Source organism: Saccharopolyspora rosea, from assembly GCF_025643595.1.
GTDB lineage: Bacteria > Actinomycetota > Actinomycetes > Mycobacteriales > Pseudonocardiaceae > Saccharopolyspora > Saccharopolyspora rosea.
Map to the genome: position 1 here is coordinate 6,107,114 of NZ_CP102826.1, position 14,263 is coordinate 6,121,376.

General features: G+C 69.8%; 15 protein-coding genes and 3 tRNA genes. 2 read left to right on the forward strand and 16 right to left on the reverse strand.

The genetic code is table 11. The annotated features are described in order from the left end of the window. From NV263_RS28395 to rplJ, 5 genes are all read right to left on the reverse strand, one after another. Nucleotides 1-840 (reverse strand): MlaE family ABC transporter permease, encoded by an 840-nt coding sequence (locus tag NV263_RS28395; protein WP_263249872.1) that lies wholly within the window; start codon nt 838-840, stop codon nt 1-3. A 192-nt stretch (nt 841-1,032) separates the two neighbouring features. Beyond that, the gene (locus tag NV263_RS28400; protein ID WP_263249874.1) at nt 1,033-1,824 is read right to left on the reverse strand and encodes an MlaE family ABC transporter permease; all 792 of its coding nucleotides are present in this window, start codon (nt 1,822-1,824) and stop codon (nt 1,033-1,035) included. Continuing rightward, nucleotides 1,821-3,035, reverse strand: a complete 1,215-nt coding sequence (locus NV263_RS28405; protein WP_263249876.1) for an ABC transporter ATP-binding protein — start codon at nt 3,033-3,035, stop codon at nt 1,821-1,823. The genes NV263_RS28400 and NV263_RS28405 overlap by 4 nt, the downstream gene beginning before the upstream one ends. A 258-nt stretch (nt 3,036-3,293) precedes the next feature. Continuing rightward, nucleotides 3,294-3,683 carry a 50S ribosomal protein L7/L12 gene (gene rplL, locus NV263_RS28410; protein WP_263249878.1) on the reverse strand — a complete coding sequence of 130 codons (390 nt, stop codon included), beginning with the start codon at nt 3,681-3,683 and terminating at the stop codon, nt 3,294-3,296. 96 nt (nt 3,684-3,779) lie between these two features. Next, nucleotides 3,780-4,295 (reverse strand): 50S ribosomal protein L10, encoded by a 516-nt coding sequence (rplJ, locus tag NV263_RS28415; RefSeq protein ID WP_263249879.1) that lies wholly within the window; start codon nt 4,293-4,295, stop codon nt 3,780-3,782. A gap of 324 nt (nt 4,296-4,619) precedes the next feature. Between rplJ and NV263_RS28420 the strand changes: the two genes are divergently transcribed. Next, entirely contained in the window at nt 4,620-5,432 is an 813-nt protein-coding gene (locus tag NV263_RS28420) for a hypothetical protein (protein WP_263249880.1), read from the forward strand. 72 nt (nt 5,433-5,504) lie between these two features. On the opposite strand, the gene rplA is transcribed toward NV263_RS28420, so the two are convergent. From rplA to NV263_RS28445, 5 genes are all read right to left on the reverse strand, one after another. Next, nucleotides 5,505-6,221 (reverse strand): 50S ribosomal protein L1, encoded by a 717-nt coding sequence (gene rplA, locus NV263_RS28425; RefSeq protein WP_263249882.1) that lies wholly within the window; start codon nt 6,219-6,221, stop codon nt 5,505-5,507. A 77-nt stretch (nt 6,222-6,298) separates the two neighbouring features. Next, nucleotides 6,299-6,733, reverse strand: a complete 435-nt coding sequence (gene rplK / locus NV263_RS28430) for a 50S ribosomal protein L11 (protein WP_263249884.1) — start codon at nt 6,731-6,733, stop codon at nt 6,299-6,301. Nucleotides 6,734-6,886: 153 nt separating this feature from the next. Then, nucleotides 6,887-7,720 (reverse strand): transcription termination/antitermination protein NusG, encoded by an 834-nt coding sequence (gene nusG, locus NV263_RS28435; RefSeq protein ID WP_263249886.1) that lies wholly within the window; start codon nt 7,718-7,720, stop codon nt 6,887-6,889. 82 nt (nt 7,721-7,802) lie between these two features. Then, the gene (secE, locus tag NV263_RS28440) at nt 7,803-8,201 is read right to left on the reverse strand and encodes a preprotein translocase subunit SecE (protein WP_263249888.1); all 399 of its coding nucleotides are present in this window, start codon (nt 8,199-8,201) and stop codon (nt 7,803-7,805) included. 30 nt (nt 8,202-8,231) lie between these two features. Continuing rightward, a tRNA-Trp gene (locus tag NV263_RS28445) sits at nt 8,232-8,304 on the reverse strand. A 198-nt stretch (nt 8,305-8,502) separates the two neighbouring features. On the opposite strand from NV263_RS28445, the gene NV263_RS28450 reads away from it, so the two are divergent. Beyond that, nucleotides 8,503-9,735: a pyridoxal phosphate-dependent aminotransferase gene (locus NV263_RS28450; RefSeq protein WP_263249889.1), complete on the forward strand. Its 1,233-nt coding sequence runs from the start codon at nt 8,503-8,505 to the stop codon at nt 9,733-9,735. A 206-nt stretch (nt 9,736-9,941) separates the two neighbouring features. On the opposite strand, the gene NV263_RS28455 is transcribed toward NV263_RS28450, so the two are convergent. The 6 genes from NV263_RS28455 to NV263_RS28480 all read right to left on the reverse strand — a co-directional run bounded on the left by NV263_RS28455 (nt 9,942) and on the right by NV263_RS28480 (nt 14,132). Beyond that, nucleotides 9,942-10,367 carry a MaoC family dehydratase gene (locus NV263_RS28455; RefSeq protein ID WP_263249891.1) on the reverse strand — a complete coding sequence of 142 codons (426 nt, stop codon included), beginning with the start codon at nt 10,365-10,367 and terminating at the stop codon, nt 9,942-9,944. Continuing rightward, nucleotides 10,367-10,828 carry a MaoC family dehydratase N-terminal domain-containing protein gene (locus NV263_RS28460; protein WP_263249892.1) on the reverse strand — a complete coding sequence of 154 codons (462 nt, stop codon included), beginning with the start codon at nt 10,826-10,828 and terminating at the stop codon, nt 10,367-10,369. The genes NV263_RS28455 and NV263_RS28460 overlap by 1 nt, the downstream gene beginning before the upstream one ends. A gap of 89 nt (nt 10,829-10,917) precedes the next feature. Further along, nucleotides 10,918-11,082, reverse strand: a complete 165-nt coding sequence (gene rpmG / locus NV263_RS28465; protein ID WP_263249893.1) for a 50S ribosomal protein L33 — start codon at nt 11,080-11,082, stop codon at nt 10,918-10,920. 68 nt (nt 11,083-11,150) lie between these two features. Further along, nucleotides 11,151-11,226 (reverse strand) — tRNA-Met (locus NV263_RS28470). 86 nt (nt 11,227-11,312) lie between these two features. Then, nucleotides 11,313-11,385: transfer RNA gene (locus NV263_RS28475), tRNA-Thr, on the reverse strand. Between the two features lie 116 nt (nt 11,386-11,501). Next, the gene (locus NV263_RS28480; RefSeq protein ID WP_263249895.1) at nt 11,502-14,132 is read right to left on the reverse strand and encodes a putative bifunctional diguanylate cyclase/phosphodiesterase; all 2,631 of its coding nucleotides are present in this window, start codon (nt 14,130-14,132) and stop codon (nt 11,502-11,504) included. Nucleotides 14,133-14,263: the final 131 nt, after the last annotated feature.

Genomic DNA, 14,263 nt, shown 5'->3' on the forward strand with positions numbered 1-14,263 from the left:
TCATCCGGTGATCCGAACCGTCGTCGTGGTGCCCCAGATGGCGAGGCTGAGGAAGAAGTCCAGCAGCGCCGTGGTCACGATCGCGGTCCGGACCGCCCGGCCCACCGCGACACCGACCCCGGCCGGGCCGCCGCTGGCGCGGTAGCCGTAGTAGCAGTGCGTCATGATCACCACCACGCTGAAGACCAGCACCTTCCCGAAGGACCACAACACGTCCTCGGGAGGCAGGAACAGGTTGAAGTAGTGGTCGTAGGTGCCCGCGGACTGGCCGTAGGCGTAGACCGTGACCGCCCGCGCGGCCACGTACGAGGTGAGCAGGCCCAACACGTACAGCGGGATGACCGCGACGAAACCGGCGATGACCCGGGTGGTCACCAGGTACGGCAGGCTGGGCACGCCCATCACTTCCAGGGCGTCGATCTCGTCGGAGATCCGCATCGCGCCCAGCTGCGCGGTGAACCCGGAACCGACGGTGGCCGACAGCGCGAGCCCGGCGACCAGCGGCGCGATCTCGCGGGTGTTGAAGTAGGCGGACACGAACCCGGCGAACGCCGAGGTGCCCAGCTGGTTCAGCGCCGCGTAGCCCTGCAGCCCGACCACGGTGCCGGTGAACAGGGTCAGTCCGATCATCACGCCGACCGTGCCGCCGATGACCGCGAGCGCCCCGCTGCCGAAGCTCACCTCGGCGAGCAACCGCAGCGTCTCCTTGGCGTAGCGGACGACGGCCTTCGGGATCCACGCCAGCGACCGCAGGTAGAACGACATCTGGTCGCCGAGGTCGTCCAGGAACTCCAGCGGCCGCCGGAAAGCGCGCTTCGCACGCTGGGAGATCGTCACCATGTCACATTCCCCATGCCCGAAGGGCATCCGACCAACGCGCCCAGCCAGGTTGCGGCGACCGCGGCCGACGTTCCAGGTCGCCGCTCGGAAGGCGAGCGGCGGAGGAGAGCCGCGGCGGCCCGGCGCCTCCACGGGGGGCGGTGGCCGGGCGACGGGCGGGCGGCGGCGCGGAACCATTGACCGAGCATCGATTCACATTCCCTTGGGCGGCACGAGCTGCAAGTAGACCGTGGTGAGGATGAAGTTCACGGCGAACAGCAGCAGGAAGGTGATCACCACCGACTGGTTCACCGCGTCGCCGACGCCCTTGGGACCGGGCGGCGGGTTCAGCCCCCGGTAGGCGGCCACCACGCCGGACAGGAAGCCGAACACCAGTGCCTTGAACTCGCTGATCCACAGGTCGGGCAGCTGGGCCAGCGCGTTGAAGCTCGCCATGTACGCGCCGGGCGTGCCGCCCTGCATGATCACGTTGAAGAAGTAGCCGCCCATCACGCCGACGACGCTGACCATGCCGTTGAGCAGCAGCGCCACCAGCATCGCGGCGACCACCCGGGGCACCACCAGGCGCTGGATCGGCGAGACGCCCAGCACCTCCATCGCGTCGATCTCGTCGCGGATCTTGCGGGACCCCAGGTCGGCGCAGATCGCCGAACCGCCCGCACCGGCGATGAGCAGCGCGGTCACGATCGGGCTGGCCTGCTGGATGATCGCCAGCACGCTCGCCGCGCCGGTGAACGACTGGGCGCCGATCTGCCGGGTCAACGACCCCAGCTGGAGCGCGATCACCGCGCCGAACGGAATGGACACCAGCGCGGTCGGCAGGATCGTGACGCTGGCGATGAACCAGCACTGCTGGACGAACTCGCGCACCTGGAACGGGCGCTTGGGCATCGCCCGGCACACGTCGAGCGCGAGCGCGAACAACCGACCGGTCTCGCGCAGACCGCCGGCGCCCGGAAACCGGATCTGGGACGGGGCGCTCACCGATCACCGTCCCGCTTGCGGCCGAACCAGCGCCGCCGCGCGGCCACCGGCTCCTCGGATTCGTGCCCCTCCGCCCACGGCGGCCGCTGGTCCTGCCGGGGGCGCGGCGTCGGGCTGGGCCGCGGAGGCTGCGGCGGGACCTGGGCGACGTCCTGCGGCGGCATCGGCTGCGCCGCCACCGGCCCGGTCTGGCCCGGCCACGCGCCGGTTCCCGGCTCCTGCGCGCCGATCCGGTACCGGGCCCGTTCGTCGGGGGTGAGCGTCTTGACGATCTCCTGCTGCGCGGACGGGTCCAGCGATCCGAGATCGCGCATCACCCGGTCCTTGCGGCGCCGCACCGCGGCGCGCAGCGGCAGTCCGGCGGACGCCTCCAGCTGCGGGATGATGTGCGGGACCCCGGTCTCGGAGTCGCGCAGCTCGGCGAGCTCGGCGGCGGCCTGCCCGGCGTCCTTCTCCTCGCTCATCCCGATCGGGCCCTGCCTGCGCCCGTTGAGGAACTGCTCCACCACCGGCTCGGTCGAGGTCAGCAGCACCTCGCGCGGACCGAACATCACGAGGTTGCGGCGGAACAGCATGCCGATGTTGTCCGGCACCGTGCGAGCGGTGCCGATGTCGTGCGTGACGATGAGGAAAGTCGCGTCGATCTGCGCGTTGAGGTCGACGATCAACTGGTTCAGATAAGCGGTGCGCACCGGGTCCAGGCCGGAATCCGGCTCGTCGAACAGAATGATCTCCGGGTCCAGCACCAGGGCCCGGGCCAAACCGGCGCGCTTGCGCATACCGCCGGAAATCTCACCGGGAAGCTTCTCCTCGGCCCCGATGAGGCCGACCATCTCCATCTTCTCCAGCACGACCCGGCGGATCTCGCTCTCGCCCTTGCGGGTGTGCTCGCGCAGCGGGAACGCGATGTTGTCGAACAGGTTCATCGACCCGAACAACGCGCCGTCCTGGAACAGCACCCCGAACAGCTTGCGGATCTCGTAGAGCTTGTGCTCCGAGCAGGTGCAGATGTCGACACCGTTGATGACCACCCGGCCCTGCTCCGGCTTCAACAGCCCGACCAGCGACTTGAGGAACACCGACTTGCCGGTGCCCGACGGTCCGAGCAGCACGCTGATCTCACCGGGAGGGAGCGTCAGCGTGACATCCCGCCAGATGGTCTGGGGGCCGAAGGACTTCGACAGCCCCTCGACGACCACCTCGACGCCCATCCGCACCTCCGCGTCCCTGTCGATTCGCCATCGCCGGATTCCCCGGCAACGCAGCCTGACATATGTGACGCGCTTAACGAAGGTCAGTCGCGTCACACCTGTGCAACGAGCGCGACGCGCCGAGGTTACTCACGAGTTCACCTCGAATCCAGACCTCGCGGCGAGAACGGAGTTTTTGTCCGGAACCGCGAATGCTTTCGACGAAAGCAAAAAAGGCGGGCACCCGAGGTGCCCGCCTTTTCACGGAGAGTCAGGCTCTCACTTGAGGCTGACGGAGGCGCCGGCCTCCTCCAGCTTGGCCTTCGCGTCGTTGGCCTTCTCCTTGTCGACCTTCTCCAGGACCGGCTTCGGAGCGCCCTCGACCATCTCCTTGGCCTCCTTCAGGCCCAGGCCGGAGACCAGCTCGCGGACGACCTTGATGACCTGGATCTTCTTGTCGCCGGCGCCCTCCAGGACGACGTCGAACTCGTCCTGCTCCTCGGCGGCCTCAGCGGCACCACCGGCAGCCGGAGCGGCGGCCACGGCCGCGACCGGGGCGGCAGCGGTGACGTCGAAGGTCTCCTCGAACTGCTTCACGAACTCCGACAGCTCCAGGAGGGTCATCTCCTTGAAGATGTCCAGCAGTTCCTCGTTGCTCAGCTTCGCCACGGCGGCGTTCCTTTCCGTTCGGTGCCCGAAGACGGGCAGTACCCGGGGGTGGTTGGGACCGGCACGTCCGCGTCCACATCGGACGCGGCAGCCGGATCACTCGCCCTTCTTCTCCTGCAGGGCGTTGGCCAGCCGCGCCATCTTGGAGGCCGGCGCGGCGAACGCCGCAGCAGCCTCGTTCAGCTTGGCCTTCATGGCCCCGGCCAGCTTGCCGAGGGTGACCTCGCGCGAGTCGAGGTCGGCGATCCGCTCGACCTCGGCGACCGAGATCGGGCGGCCGTCCATGTAGCCGCCCTTGATCACCAGGGCCGGGTTGGACTTGGCGAATTCACGCAGGGCCTTGGCAGCGTCGACCGGCTCGCCCTCGATGAAGGCGATCGCGGTCGGGCCGAGGAACATCTCGTCGAGGCCCTCGACGCCGGACTGCTCGGCCGCGCGCTTGACCAGCGTGTTCTTCGCGACACGGTAGGTCGTGCCCTCGCCGAGGGCACGGCGCAGCTCGGACAGCTGCGCCATGGACAGCCCGCGGTACTCGGTCACGACCGCAGCGGTGGCGGTGTTGAACCGCTCGGCGATCTCGTTGACCGCCTCAACCTTGTCGGGCTTCGCCATGTCGCCTCCTCTCTTCTTGCCGACTGAGATCCGCATTCAGTCGGGCCCTGAGACGACAAAACGCCCCGGCGCAGCAGGGCACGGGGCGGGAAGGAATCCAGCCGCGGACATCCGCGGGTTCTGCCTCGTCCTCCTGCGCGGGCCGCCCGCATCTCACGGGACCTTCGTTCCCCCGTCCCGACGGGACGCGGAGAAGACCAGCGGTCTTGGGTGGAACTTCGACCAGGATACGGCACCGGACCGGCACGTCCGCACCGGCCCCCGGGCAGACCGGCTGATCACAGCCTCGTGACCTCGCCCGCCGCGCACGGCATCATGTGGTGCGTGTCCGATCCCAGATCGCATCCGCACGGCTCCGGCGCGCAGCCCCCCGACGGCACCCACCCGGCCGAGATCGTCGAGGCGGAGGTGGTCGACGAACGGGTCGAGCACCGCACTCCGGACGACGCCACCACGACCCCGGCCGACGACGAGGAGCGCCGACGCTACCAGGAGTTCCTGGAGTTCCAGGAGTTCCAGCGCTTCCGGGAGTGGCAGCGCACCCAGGCGGAGGGCGGTGCGGACCCGCGCCCGCCGCGCACCGCCGCGACGAGGACGAAGAAGCCGTGGTGGAAGCACCTGCTCGGCATCCTCCGCTTCAAGCTCGTCCGCAGGCTGCTCTACCTGCTGCTGTTCATCATCCTGCTGCCCTACCTCGTCAACTACGCGGTCCGCGACGTCCTCGGCACCGGAGGCTCCGGCGGCGGCGACGGCACCGGCGGGGGCGCGCCACCCGGTTCGACCACCCAACTGCAAACCGACCCGCAGGACGCGGTGCGCAGCGTCTACACGTACCTGGCCTCGACACCGGCCATCGCCTGCGAGATGTTCGACGAGTCGGGCAAAGCCGCCTTCGCCCTCGCCTACGGAGCCCCGGACTGCGCGACGGCCGCGCGCAAGATCCACGACCAGGTCACGTCCCAGAGCTACCGGACACCGGAGTTCCCCGAGGACGCGATCGAGACCACGGCGACCGAGGCGGTTGCCCACGGTTGCCGCATCAAATCCGCCGGTGGCCCACCGCTGGGGAGCTTCAAGCTCAAGCGCCAGGCCAACGGCGGCTGGATCATCACCGCCTACAACCCCCAGTGCCAGTAGGCACCCCGGCACGACGAAGGGCGGACCGGCCGTGCGGCCGGTCCGCCCTCGTGCGTCGGTTGCGCGCCGGGATCAGGCGGAGGGGGTCTCCACCAGGTTCCGGGTGCGGTTCGGGTCCACCGGGATGCCGGGGCCCATGGTCGTGGTGAAGGTGACCTTCTTCAGGTAACGACCCTTGGAGGCCGACGGCTTGGCGCGCAGGATCTCGTCCAGCGCCGCCGCGTAGTTCTCCACCAGCTTGTCGGTGTCGAAGGACGCCTTGCCGATGATGAAGTGCAGGTTGGCCTGCTTGTCGACCCGGAAGTTGATCTTACCGCCCTTGATGTCCGCGACCGCCTTGGCGACGTTCGGGGTGACGGTGCCGGTCTTCGGGTTCGGCATCAGGCCGCGCGGGCCGAGCACCCGCGCGATCTTGCCGACCTTGGCCATCTGGTCCGGGGTGGCGATCGCCGCGTCGAAATCGAGCCAGCCGCCCTGGATACGCTCGATCAGGTCCTCGGAACCCACCGCGTCCGCACCGGCGGACTCGGCCTCGGCGGCCTTGTCGCCGACGGCGAACACGATGACGCGGGCGGTCTTACCAGTGCCGTGCGGCAGGTTCACGGTGCCGCGGACCATCTGGTCTGCCTTGCGGGGGTCGACGCCGAGCCGCAGCGCCACCTCGACGGTGGCGTCCATCTTGACCTTGGCGGTCTTCTTGGCGAGCTCCGCGGCCTCCATCGGCGAGTACAGCCGAGTGCGGTCGACCAACCCGGCCGACTCCTGGTATGCCTTGCTGCGCTTTGCCATGTCTGTCCTATCCCAAGTGGATCAGTTGTGGTTGGTCGGGCTGCGCCGTAGCCCTCCCACGCTGCCTCGCGGCGCCTTCAGTCCTCGACGGTCAGGCCCATCGACCGGGCGGTACCGGCGATGATCTTGGCGGCCTGGTCCAGGTCCTGGGCGTTGAGGTCGGTCATCTTGGTCTGGGCGATCTCGCGGACCTGCTCCATGCTGACCTTGCCGACCTTCGTCTTGTGCGGTTCGCCGCTGCCCTTCTGCACGCCGGCGGCCTTGAGCAGCAGCTTCGCGGCCGGCGGGGTCTTCAGCTTGAAGTCGAAGGACCGGTCCTCGTAAACGGAGATCTCGACCGGGATCACGTTCCCGCGCTGGTTCTCGGTCGCGGCGTTGTACGCCTTGCAGAACTCCATGATGTTGACGCCGTGCTGACCCAGCGCCGGACCGACCGGCGGGGCCGGGTTGGCCTGGCCGGCCTGGATCTGCAGCTTGATGATCGCTGCCAGCTTCTTCTTCTTGGGCGGCATGTTCGCTTCCTGTGTCTTCGCTATCCGGTTACCCGGCCCCGCTGGAGGCGGGACCGGTGCTGCCGACGTGCCCCGCGTGGGCACCGCCGGGCTCTGCGCGCGGGTCCTGCCCGATCCGCGCGCAGCCGCCGCGCTCCCGAACCGGGGAGCCGGTCAGATCTTGGAAACCTGGTTGAACGAGAGTTCAACCGGCGTCTCGCGGCCGAAGATCGACACCAGCACCTTGAGCTTCTGGGCGTCGGCGTTGACCTCGCTGATCGTCGCCGGCAGCGTCGCGAACGGGCCGTCCATGACGGTGACGGACTCGCCGACCTCGTAGTCGACCTCGACGGTCGGCTGCTTGGCAGCGGTGGCTGCGGCCGGCTGCGCGGCCTTCTTGCCCGTCTCGGCCTTCTTCTCCTCGACCTGCGGCGCGAGGAACTTCAGCACCTCGTCGATGCTCAGCGGCGAAGGCTTCGAGGTGGCCCCGACGAAACCCGTGACGCCCGGGGTGTTGCGGACCGCGCTCCAGGACGCGTCGTTGAGCTCCATCCGCACCAGGATGTAGCCGGGGAGCACCTTGCGCTGCACCAGCTTGCGCTGGCCGTTCTTGATCTCGGTGACTTCCTCGGTCGGCACCTCGACCTGGAAGATGTAGTCCTCCACGTCCAGGGTCTGGGCGCGGGTCTCCAGGTTGGTCTTGACCTTGTTCTCGTAGCCGGCGTAGGAGTGCACGACGTACCAGTCGCCGGGAGCGCGGCGCAGCGCGGCGCGCAGCTCCTCGACCGGGTCGGACTCCTCTTCCCCGCCGGCCTGCTCGTCCTGCTCGGCCGCGTCCGCGGCCTCCTCCGGAGTCGAGCCGGTGTCCTCGTCGGAGTCGGCACTGCCCGCGTCGTCGGCAGCGGCGTCGACCGACTCCACGGCCGGTTCCTCGGCGGCCTGGTCGGCCTCGGCGTGCACCTGCTCGTCGGTGAGGCCGGTGGATTCCTGGCCCTCGTGGGAGGTCACAGTCGGTCTCGCTTCCTCTCGTGCGTTGCGTGCCGGATCGATGGCATCCGCCGTCCCGCTCCCCGCGCGGGCCCGGAGGTGTTCAGCCGAACAACCAGAGCACGCCCTTGGCGAAGAGCACGTCCACACCGGCCACGAACGCCACCATGACGCTGACGAACACCAGCACCACGAGCGTGTAGGTCATCAGCGCCTTGCGCGTCGGCCAGATGACCTTGCGCAGCTCGGCGACGACCTCGCGCAGGAAGCGCCCAGCCTTGCGGAACGGCGAAACCCGACCCTGCCGACCGTCCCGCGAAGGAGTCGGCCGACCCTTGGACTCAGTTGTGCGCGTGGAACCGGCCGCCGCGGCCGATCCCTCGACCCGACCCTTGCGACCGGCCGGGCGGGCGGAGCCCCGACGCTCGCGCCGCGCCGCGGCGCTGGACGGACGAGCGCTGTCGCGCGCTCCGTTCCGCTCCTGCTCGCGGTCCTCGCTCACGCCAATCCTCCGCTCACCGTCGCATCGACGCAGGGGCGACAGGACTTGAACCTGCAACCTGCGGTTTTGGAGACCGCTGCTCTGCCAATTGAGCTACGCCCCTTCGCGGTCGAACTCCTCGACCGCAGTGGAACACCGCCTCGGCCCCGTGGCTTAGAGACGAACCGGTATCCCAGGTCCGAAAGTGTACGGCACGCCGATGACCGCCCTCCAACGGCACCCCCACCGCGGGTCCATGAACAACTCCACCGCAGGTGGGGAGCGTGTTGGAGGCCACCCTCGATCTGCCAGGATGCAGTGTATGGCTGCACCTGACACAGACCAGCAGACCTCCAAGCCGCGCGTGTCGGCGCACATCGGCGGGATCAGCGAGTCCGCCACGCTCGCCGTGGACGCCAAGGCGAAGGCGCTCAAGGCGGCCGGCCGCCCGGTGATCGGCTTCGGCGCCGGCGAGCCGGACTTCCCGACACCGCAGCCGATCGTGGACGCCGCGATCGCCGCCTGCTCCGACCCGAAGAACCACCGCTACAGCCCGGCCGCGGGCCTGCCGGAGCTCCGCGAGGCGATCGCCGAGAAGACCGCGCGCGACTCGGGCTACCGCGTCCAGCCCTCGCAGGTGCTGGTCACCAACGGCGGCAAGCAGGCCGTTTACCAGGCGTTCCAGACGCTGTTGGACCCGGGCGACGAGGTCCTGCTGCCTGCTCCGTACTGGACCACCTACCCGGAGGCCATCACGCTGGCGGGCGGTGTGCCGGTCGTCGTGCCGACCGACGACTCGACCGGTTACCTGGCCTCGGTGGAGCAGCTGGAGGCCGCGCGGACCCCGCGCACCAAGGTCCTGCTGTTCAACTCGCCGTCCAACCCGACCGGTGCCATCTACCCGCCCGAGCAGGTCGAGGCGATCGGCCGCTGGGCGGTCGAGCACGGCATCTGGGTCATCACCGACGAGATCTACGAGCACCTGGTCTACGGGGACGCCCGTCACGTCTCGATGCCGGTGGTGGTTCCGGAGCTCGCGGACAGCTGCGTGGTGCTCAACGGCGTGGCCAAGACCTACGCGATGACCGGCTGGCGGGTCGGCTGGATGATCGGCCCGGCGGATGTGATCAAGGCCGCCACGAACCTGCAGTCGCACCTGTCGTCCAACGTCGCGAACGTCTCGCAGCGCGCCGCGCTGCAGGCGGTGAGCGGCTCGCTGGACGCGGTGGCCGACATGCGCGCGGCGTTCGACCGCCGTCGGCGCACGATCGTCGACCTGCTCTCGGCGATCCCCGGCGTGAGCTGCCCCGAACCGCAGGGCGCGTTCTACGCCTACCCGTCGGTGAAGGGCCTGCTGGGCAAGGAGATCCGCGGCGTCCGCCCGCAGACCAGCGTCGAGCTCGCCGAACTCGTCCTGGAGCACGCCGAGGTCGCGGTCGTGCCGGGCGAGGCGTTCGGCACTCCGGGCTACTTCCGCCTGTCCTACGCCCTCGGTGACGACGACCTCGTCACCGGCGTGAACCGGATGGCGGAGTTCCTCGCCGAAGCGAAGTGACCGCCACGACGACGGCCCTGCCCTCCACGCGGGAGGCAGGGCCGTCGTCGTCTTCCGGACTCCTCGGGCTTCCGGGCTCCTCAGTGCCTGTCTTCGAACCTGCTCCCGGAACAGGCGTGGCAAGCGGCGCCAGCCGCTTTCTCTTTCGGTGAGTGGTCTCGCAACCGGCACCGCCACCCAAAACGAGTTCGAAGAGACAGCCTCTCTCAGGCGGGCAGCCGCACGGTGGCGCTGGCGCCTCCGAGGACGCCCTGGTCGGCGCTGCGGGCCGTGATGCTGACCTTGACCGTGCCGTCCTCGTCGTTCTTCTTCGCGATCTTGCCGGTCACCTCGACGAGGGCACCGGTGCCGTCGTCGGGGACGACGACGGGGCGGGTGAACCGGACCCCGTAGTGGCGGACCGCACCCGGGTCACCGGTCCACTCGGTGACCAGGCGGCCGGCCAGCGCCATGGTGAGCATGCCGTGCGCGATCACGTCGGGCAGGCCCACCTCGGTGGCGAACCGCTCGTTCCAGTGGATCGGGTTGAAATCGCCGGAGGCGCCCGCGTAGCGGACGAGGTCCGCGCGGGTCAGCGGGACGCTCAGGGCGGGCAGCTGGTCGCCGACGGCGACCTCGGACAGGCGCGGCATCAGGCGTCCCCCTCCTCTGCGGTGCCCCGGGCCACCAGCATCGACGTCGCGGTGCAGACCGGTTCGCCCTCGACCGTGCCGATCTCGGCCCGCACGGTGAGGAAGTCGTTGCCCGCACGGGCCTTGATGTCGTCCACGTGCACCACGGTGACCAGCCGGTCACCCGCGCGGATCGGCCGGTGGTGGGTGAACTCCTGCTGGCCGTGCACCACGCGGCTGTAGTCCAGACCGAGTTGCGGGTCGTCGACGATCGCGTCGTGCGCGCCCATCGACAGGATCACCGCGAACGTCGGCGGGGCGATCACGTCCGGGTAGCCGGCGGCCCCGGCGGCCGCCGGGTCGCGGTACAAAGCGGAGTCGTCGCCGATCGCGTCGGCGAACTCGCGGATCTTCTCCCGCCCCACCTCGTAGGGCCTGGTGGGCGGGTACTCACGTCCGATGAATGACTGGTCGAGCGGCACGACCAGCAGGTTACCGGCGGCCCGGAACGACGAAGGCCCGCCCCGGGAATCCGGGACGGGCCTGGCGTCGAGTCGATCGGGATCCGCGCTCAGCGGGTCTCCTTGTGCGCACGGTGCGTACCGCAGTTCGGGCAGAACTTCTTCAGTTCCATCCGGTCGGGGTCGTTCCGCCGGTTCTTGTTGGTGATGTAGTTGCGGTGCTTGCACTCCTCGCACGCCAGCGTGATCTTGGGGCGGACGTCGGTGGCGGCCACGGGGGTGCCTCTCTCTACTCGTTCCGGTACCTGATCAGCCCGCTCCTGCTCACGCGGGCCTGGCGACGTGGTAGCGGTGGCCGGACTTGAACCGGCGACACAGCGATTATGAGCCGCTTGCTCTACCGACTGAGCTACACCGCCATGCCTGGACATCCAGTGCGAACACAGGATATCTCATGCAAAACAGCCACAGCACCCAGGTATCCGAGCACCGCGGCTGTTTCCCGAGCCCCAATACGGAATCGAACCGTAGACCTTCTCCTTACCATGGAGACGCTCTGCCGACTGAGCTATTGGGGCGTGCCCTTGCGGAGCGATTAGAACTCTACACAACGCCTCCCAGACGCTCCAAACCGGGGGGTGCCCAACGGGAAACACCTGGTCAACGCCGGTTTTCGCGGGTTCGAGCGGGCGGATCAGTGCAGGAGTGTGAGCACCGTCTCGCTGCGCGTTCCGCGGCCGCGCCGGGTGCGGGCGCGCAGCCAGGTCTCCAGGCGCTCCTCGGACAGCGGACGGGAGATCAGGTAGCCCTGGGCGACGTCGCAGCCCATCTCCACCAGCTGGTCGCGCGCGGCGTCGTCCTCGACGCCCTCGGCGACCACCGCGAGGTCCAGGGAGTGGCCGAGCTCGACGATCGAGCGGACCACCGCCATGTCGCCGAGGTCGGTGCCCATGCCGAGCACGAAGCTCTTGTCGATCTTGACCTCGTCGACCGGCAGCTGCCGCAGGTAGGCCAGTGACGAGTAGCCGGTGCCGAAGTCGTCCACCGCCAGCACCACGCCCATCGCGTGCAGCCGCCGCAGCACCGGCAGCGAGCGGTCCGGATCGTCCATCACGCTGGACTCGGTGAGCTCGAAGGTCAACAGCTCGGGCGGGATGTCGTGGCGCAGCAGCGCCTCTCCCACGCGGTCCGGGAAGGACTCGTCGTTGAGGTTGCGCACCGACAGGTTCACCGCGACCGACATCCGCAGGCCGCGGTCCAGCCACTGGCGCACCTTGGTCAGCGCGCACTCCATGACGAAGGAGGTGAGCGCGTCGACCAGACCGGTCGCCTCCACCAGCGGCACGAACTCGTCCGGGTCCAACCGGCCGTACTCCGGGTGCGACCAGCGCACCAGCGCCTCCGCGCCGACCACCTGGCGGTGCGGCAGGGAGACCTTGGGCTGGTAGTGCACCTCGATCTGGCCGGAGTCCACGGCCTGCCGGAACTGGGTGACCAGCTGGAACCGGCGCAGGAAGATCTGCCCCATGGCGGGGGCGTAACCGCGGACCCCGTCCTCACCGTTGCGGGCCGCCCGGACGGCCACGTCGGCGCGCTGCAACAGCACGTCGACGTCGGACTCGGGGTCGGCGTCGGCGGGGACCGAGGACGCGTAACCGGCCACTCCCCCGGCCTCCACGACGATCCGGTCCAGCGGGTACGGCTCGGCGATCACCGCGCGCAGCCGCTGGGCCATCTCGTGCGCCTGCTGCTCGGTGCGGTCGAGCAGCAGCACCGCGAAGGAGTTCGCCTCCAGCCGGGCCAGCGGCTCGTCGTCGAGTTCGGCGAGCATCCGCTGCCCGGCCGCGACGACCATCCGGTCGCCCCACGTGTAGCCCAGCGCCTCGCTGATCGTGGTCAGCACGTCGAGGTCGACGCGCAGCACGACCGCGGTCCGGCCCTCGCGCAGCTTCTCGGCGGCCATCTCCCGGAAGCCGGTGCGGTTGAGCAGGCCGGTGAGCGGGTCGTGGTAGGCGTCGTGCCGCAGCCTGGCGAGCAGCCTGCGGTTGTCCATCGCGGTCGCCAGGTGGCTGGCGAGGGTGTGCAGCAGGCGCACGTCGGCGCGTCCGAAACCGCGCCACCGGCTCACCCTGTCGTGCGCCTCGACGGCGCCGAGCAGCTGGTTCGCGCCGCGCAGCGGCACCACGAGGGCCTCGTACGCACCGCGCTGGCGCAGCGCGCGCCGCACCTCGTCCGGCGCTTCCAAGGTGCGGAAGGAGCGCACGTGGCTGCCCGGCAGTTGCAGCAGCGGGTCGTCGCGCAGCGCCGTCGGCGCCGCCGCCAGCGCGGCCTCCGGCAGCGGCTCACCGGCGACGAGCGTGCTGACCTCGCCGCTCGGGTCCAGCCGGAGCCGCAGCACCACGCGGGTGGCGTTGAGCTGTTCGCGGATGCGCTCGGCGACCGGTTCCCACTCGTTGATCGACAGGTCCGCGTCGTCGGCGAGGTCGGAGGGGTGGTGCGCGGCCGTCTGGCCGGAGCGGGCCACGCTGAGGCTGACGTCGCTGAGCGCCTCCAGATCGCGTTGCTCGCGCATCAACCCCGAGTAGGCCCGGTACAGGCCGATCACCGCGACCGCCACCAGCGCGACCAGCAGCCAGCCCCACAGCGTGCTGCTGGCGACCTCGTAGCCGATCAGGCCGACCGAGGTGTTGAGCAGCCCCACGGCCAGCGTGCGCACCGCGAGCCTCGCCCCGGCCGACACGCGCATCGCGCCGCCCAGCACGTGCAGCGCCGCGAGCGCGAAACCGCAGCTGATCAGCGGTGACGTGAGCGTGCCGACGACCGGCCCGAACCACAGCGGGGACACCCCGGTCACCGCCCGGTTGACCAGGTCGGCGACCGCGAACGGCACCGCGATCTCCAGGCACAGGACGCCCGCGTTGTAGACGACGTGGCTGGCGGCCCGCCGCCCGACCTGCGCGCCCAGGCCGGCGAGCAGGTTCGCCGCGAGCACCACCTCGAACGGGGCGGTGAGCAGCCCGAGGATCAGCGGGATCTCGGTGAACGAGATCGTCCAGCCGACCCGTTTGACGTCCACGTCGATGGTCAGCTGCTCGGCAAGCAGGAATCCGACGGCCAGCAGCGGACCGATGAACAGCAGGTTCGGGCTGTAGTGGAACTCGGTGAGCGCCGAGGTGGCCACCGAGGCGAGCCCGCCGGCCACGAGCACGAGCAGCGAGAAGGCGGTGAACACCCGCCGCCGCGCCGGGTCGACCTCGGCGCGCACCGGCGGGCGCGACGGGCCCAGGTCGGGATGCGGACCGAGGGAGCGATGATGCTCGATCATCCACTCTCCTCCCCGCCCGGGGTAGCCGGGTGCCCGCGCCGCCTTGCAGTGCCTGATCGTGACTCACGACGACGGCGATTGGCCAGTGGCGAATGGCCCCTGTCGCATGTGCCGAACGCATGCATCCCGGA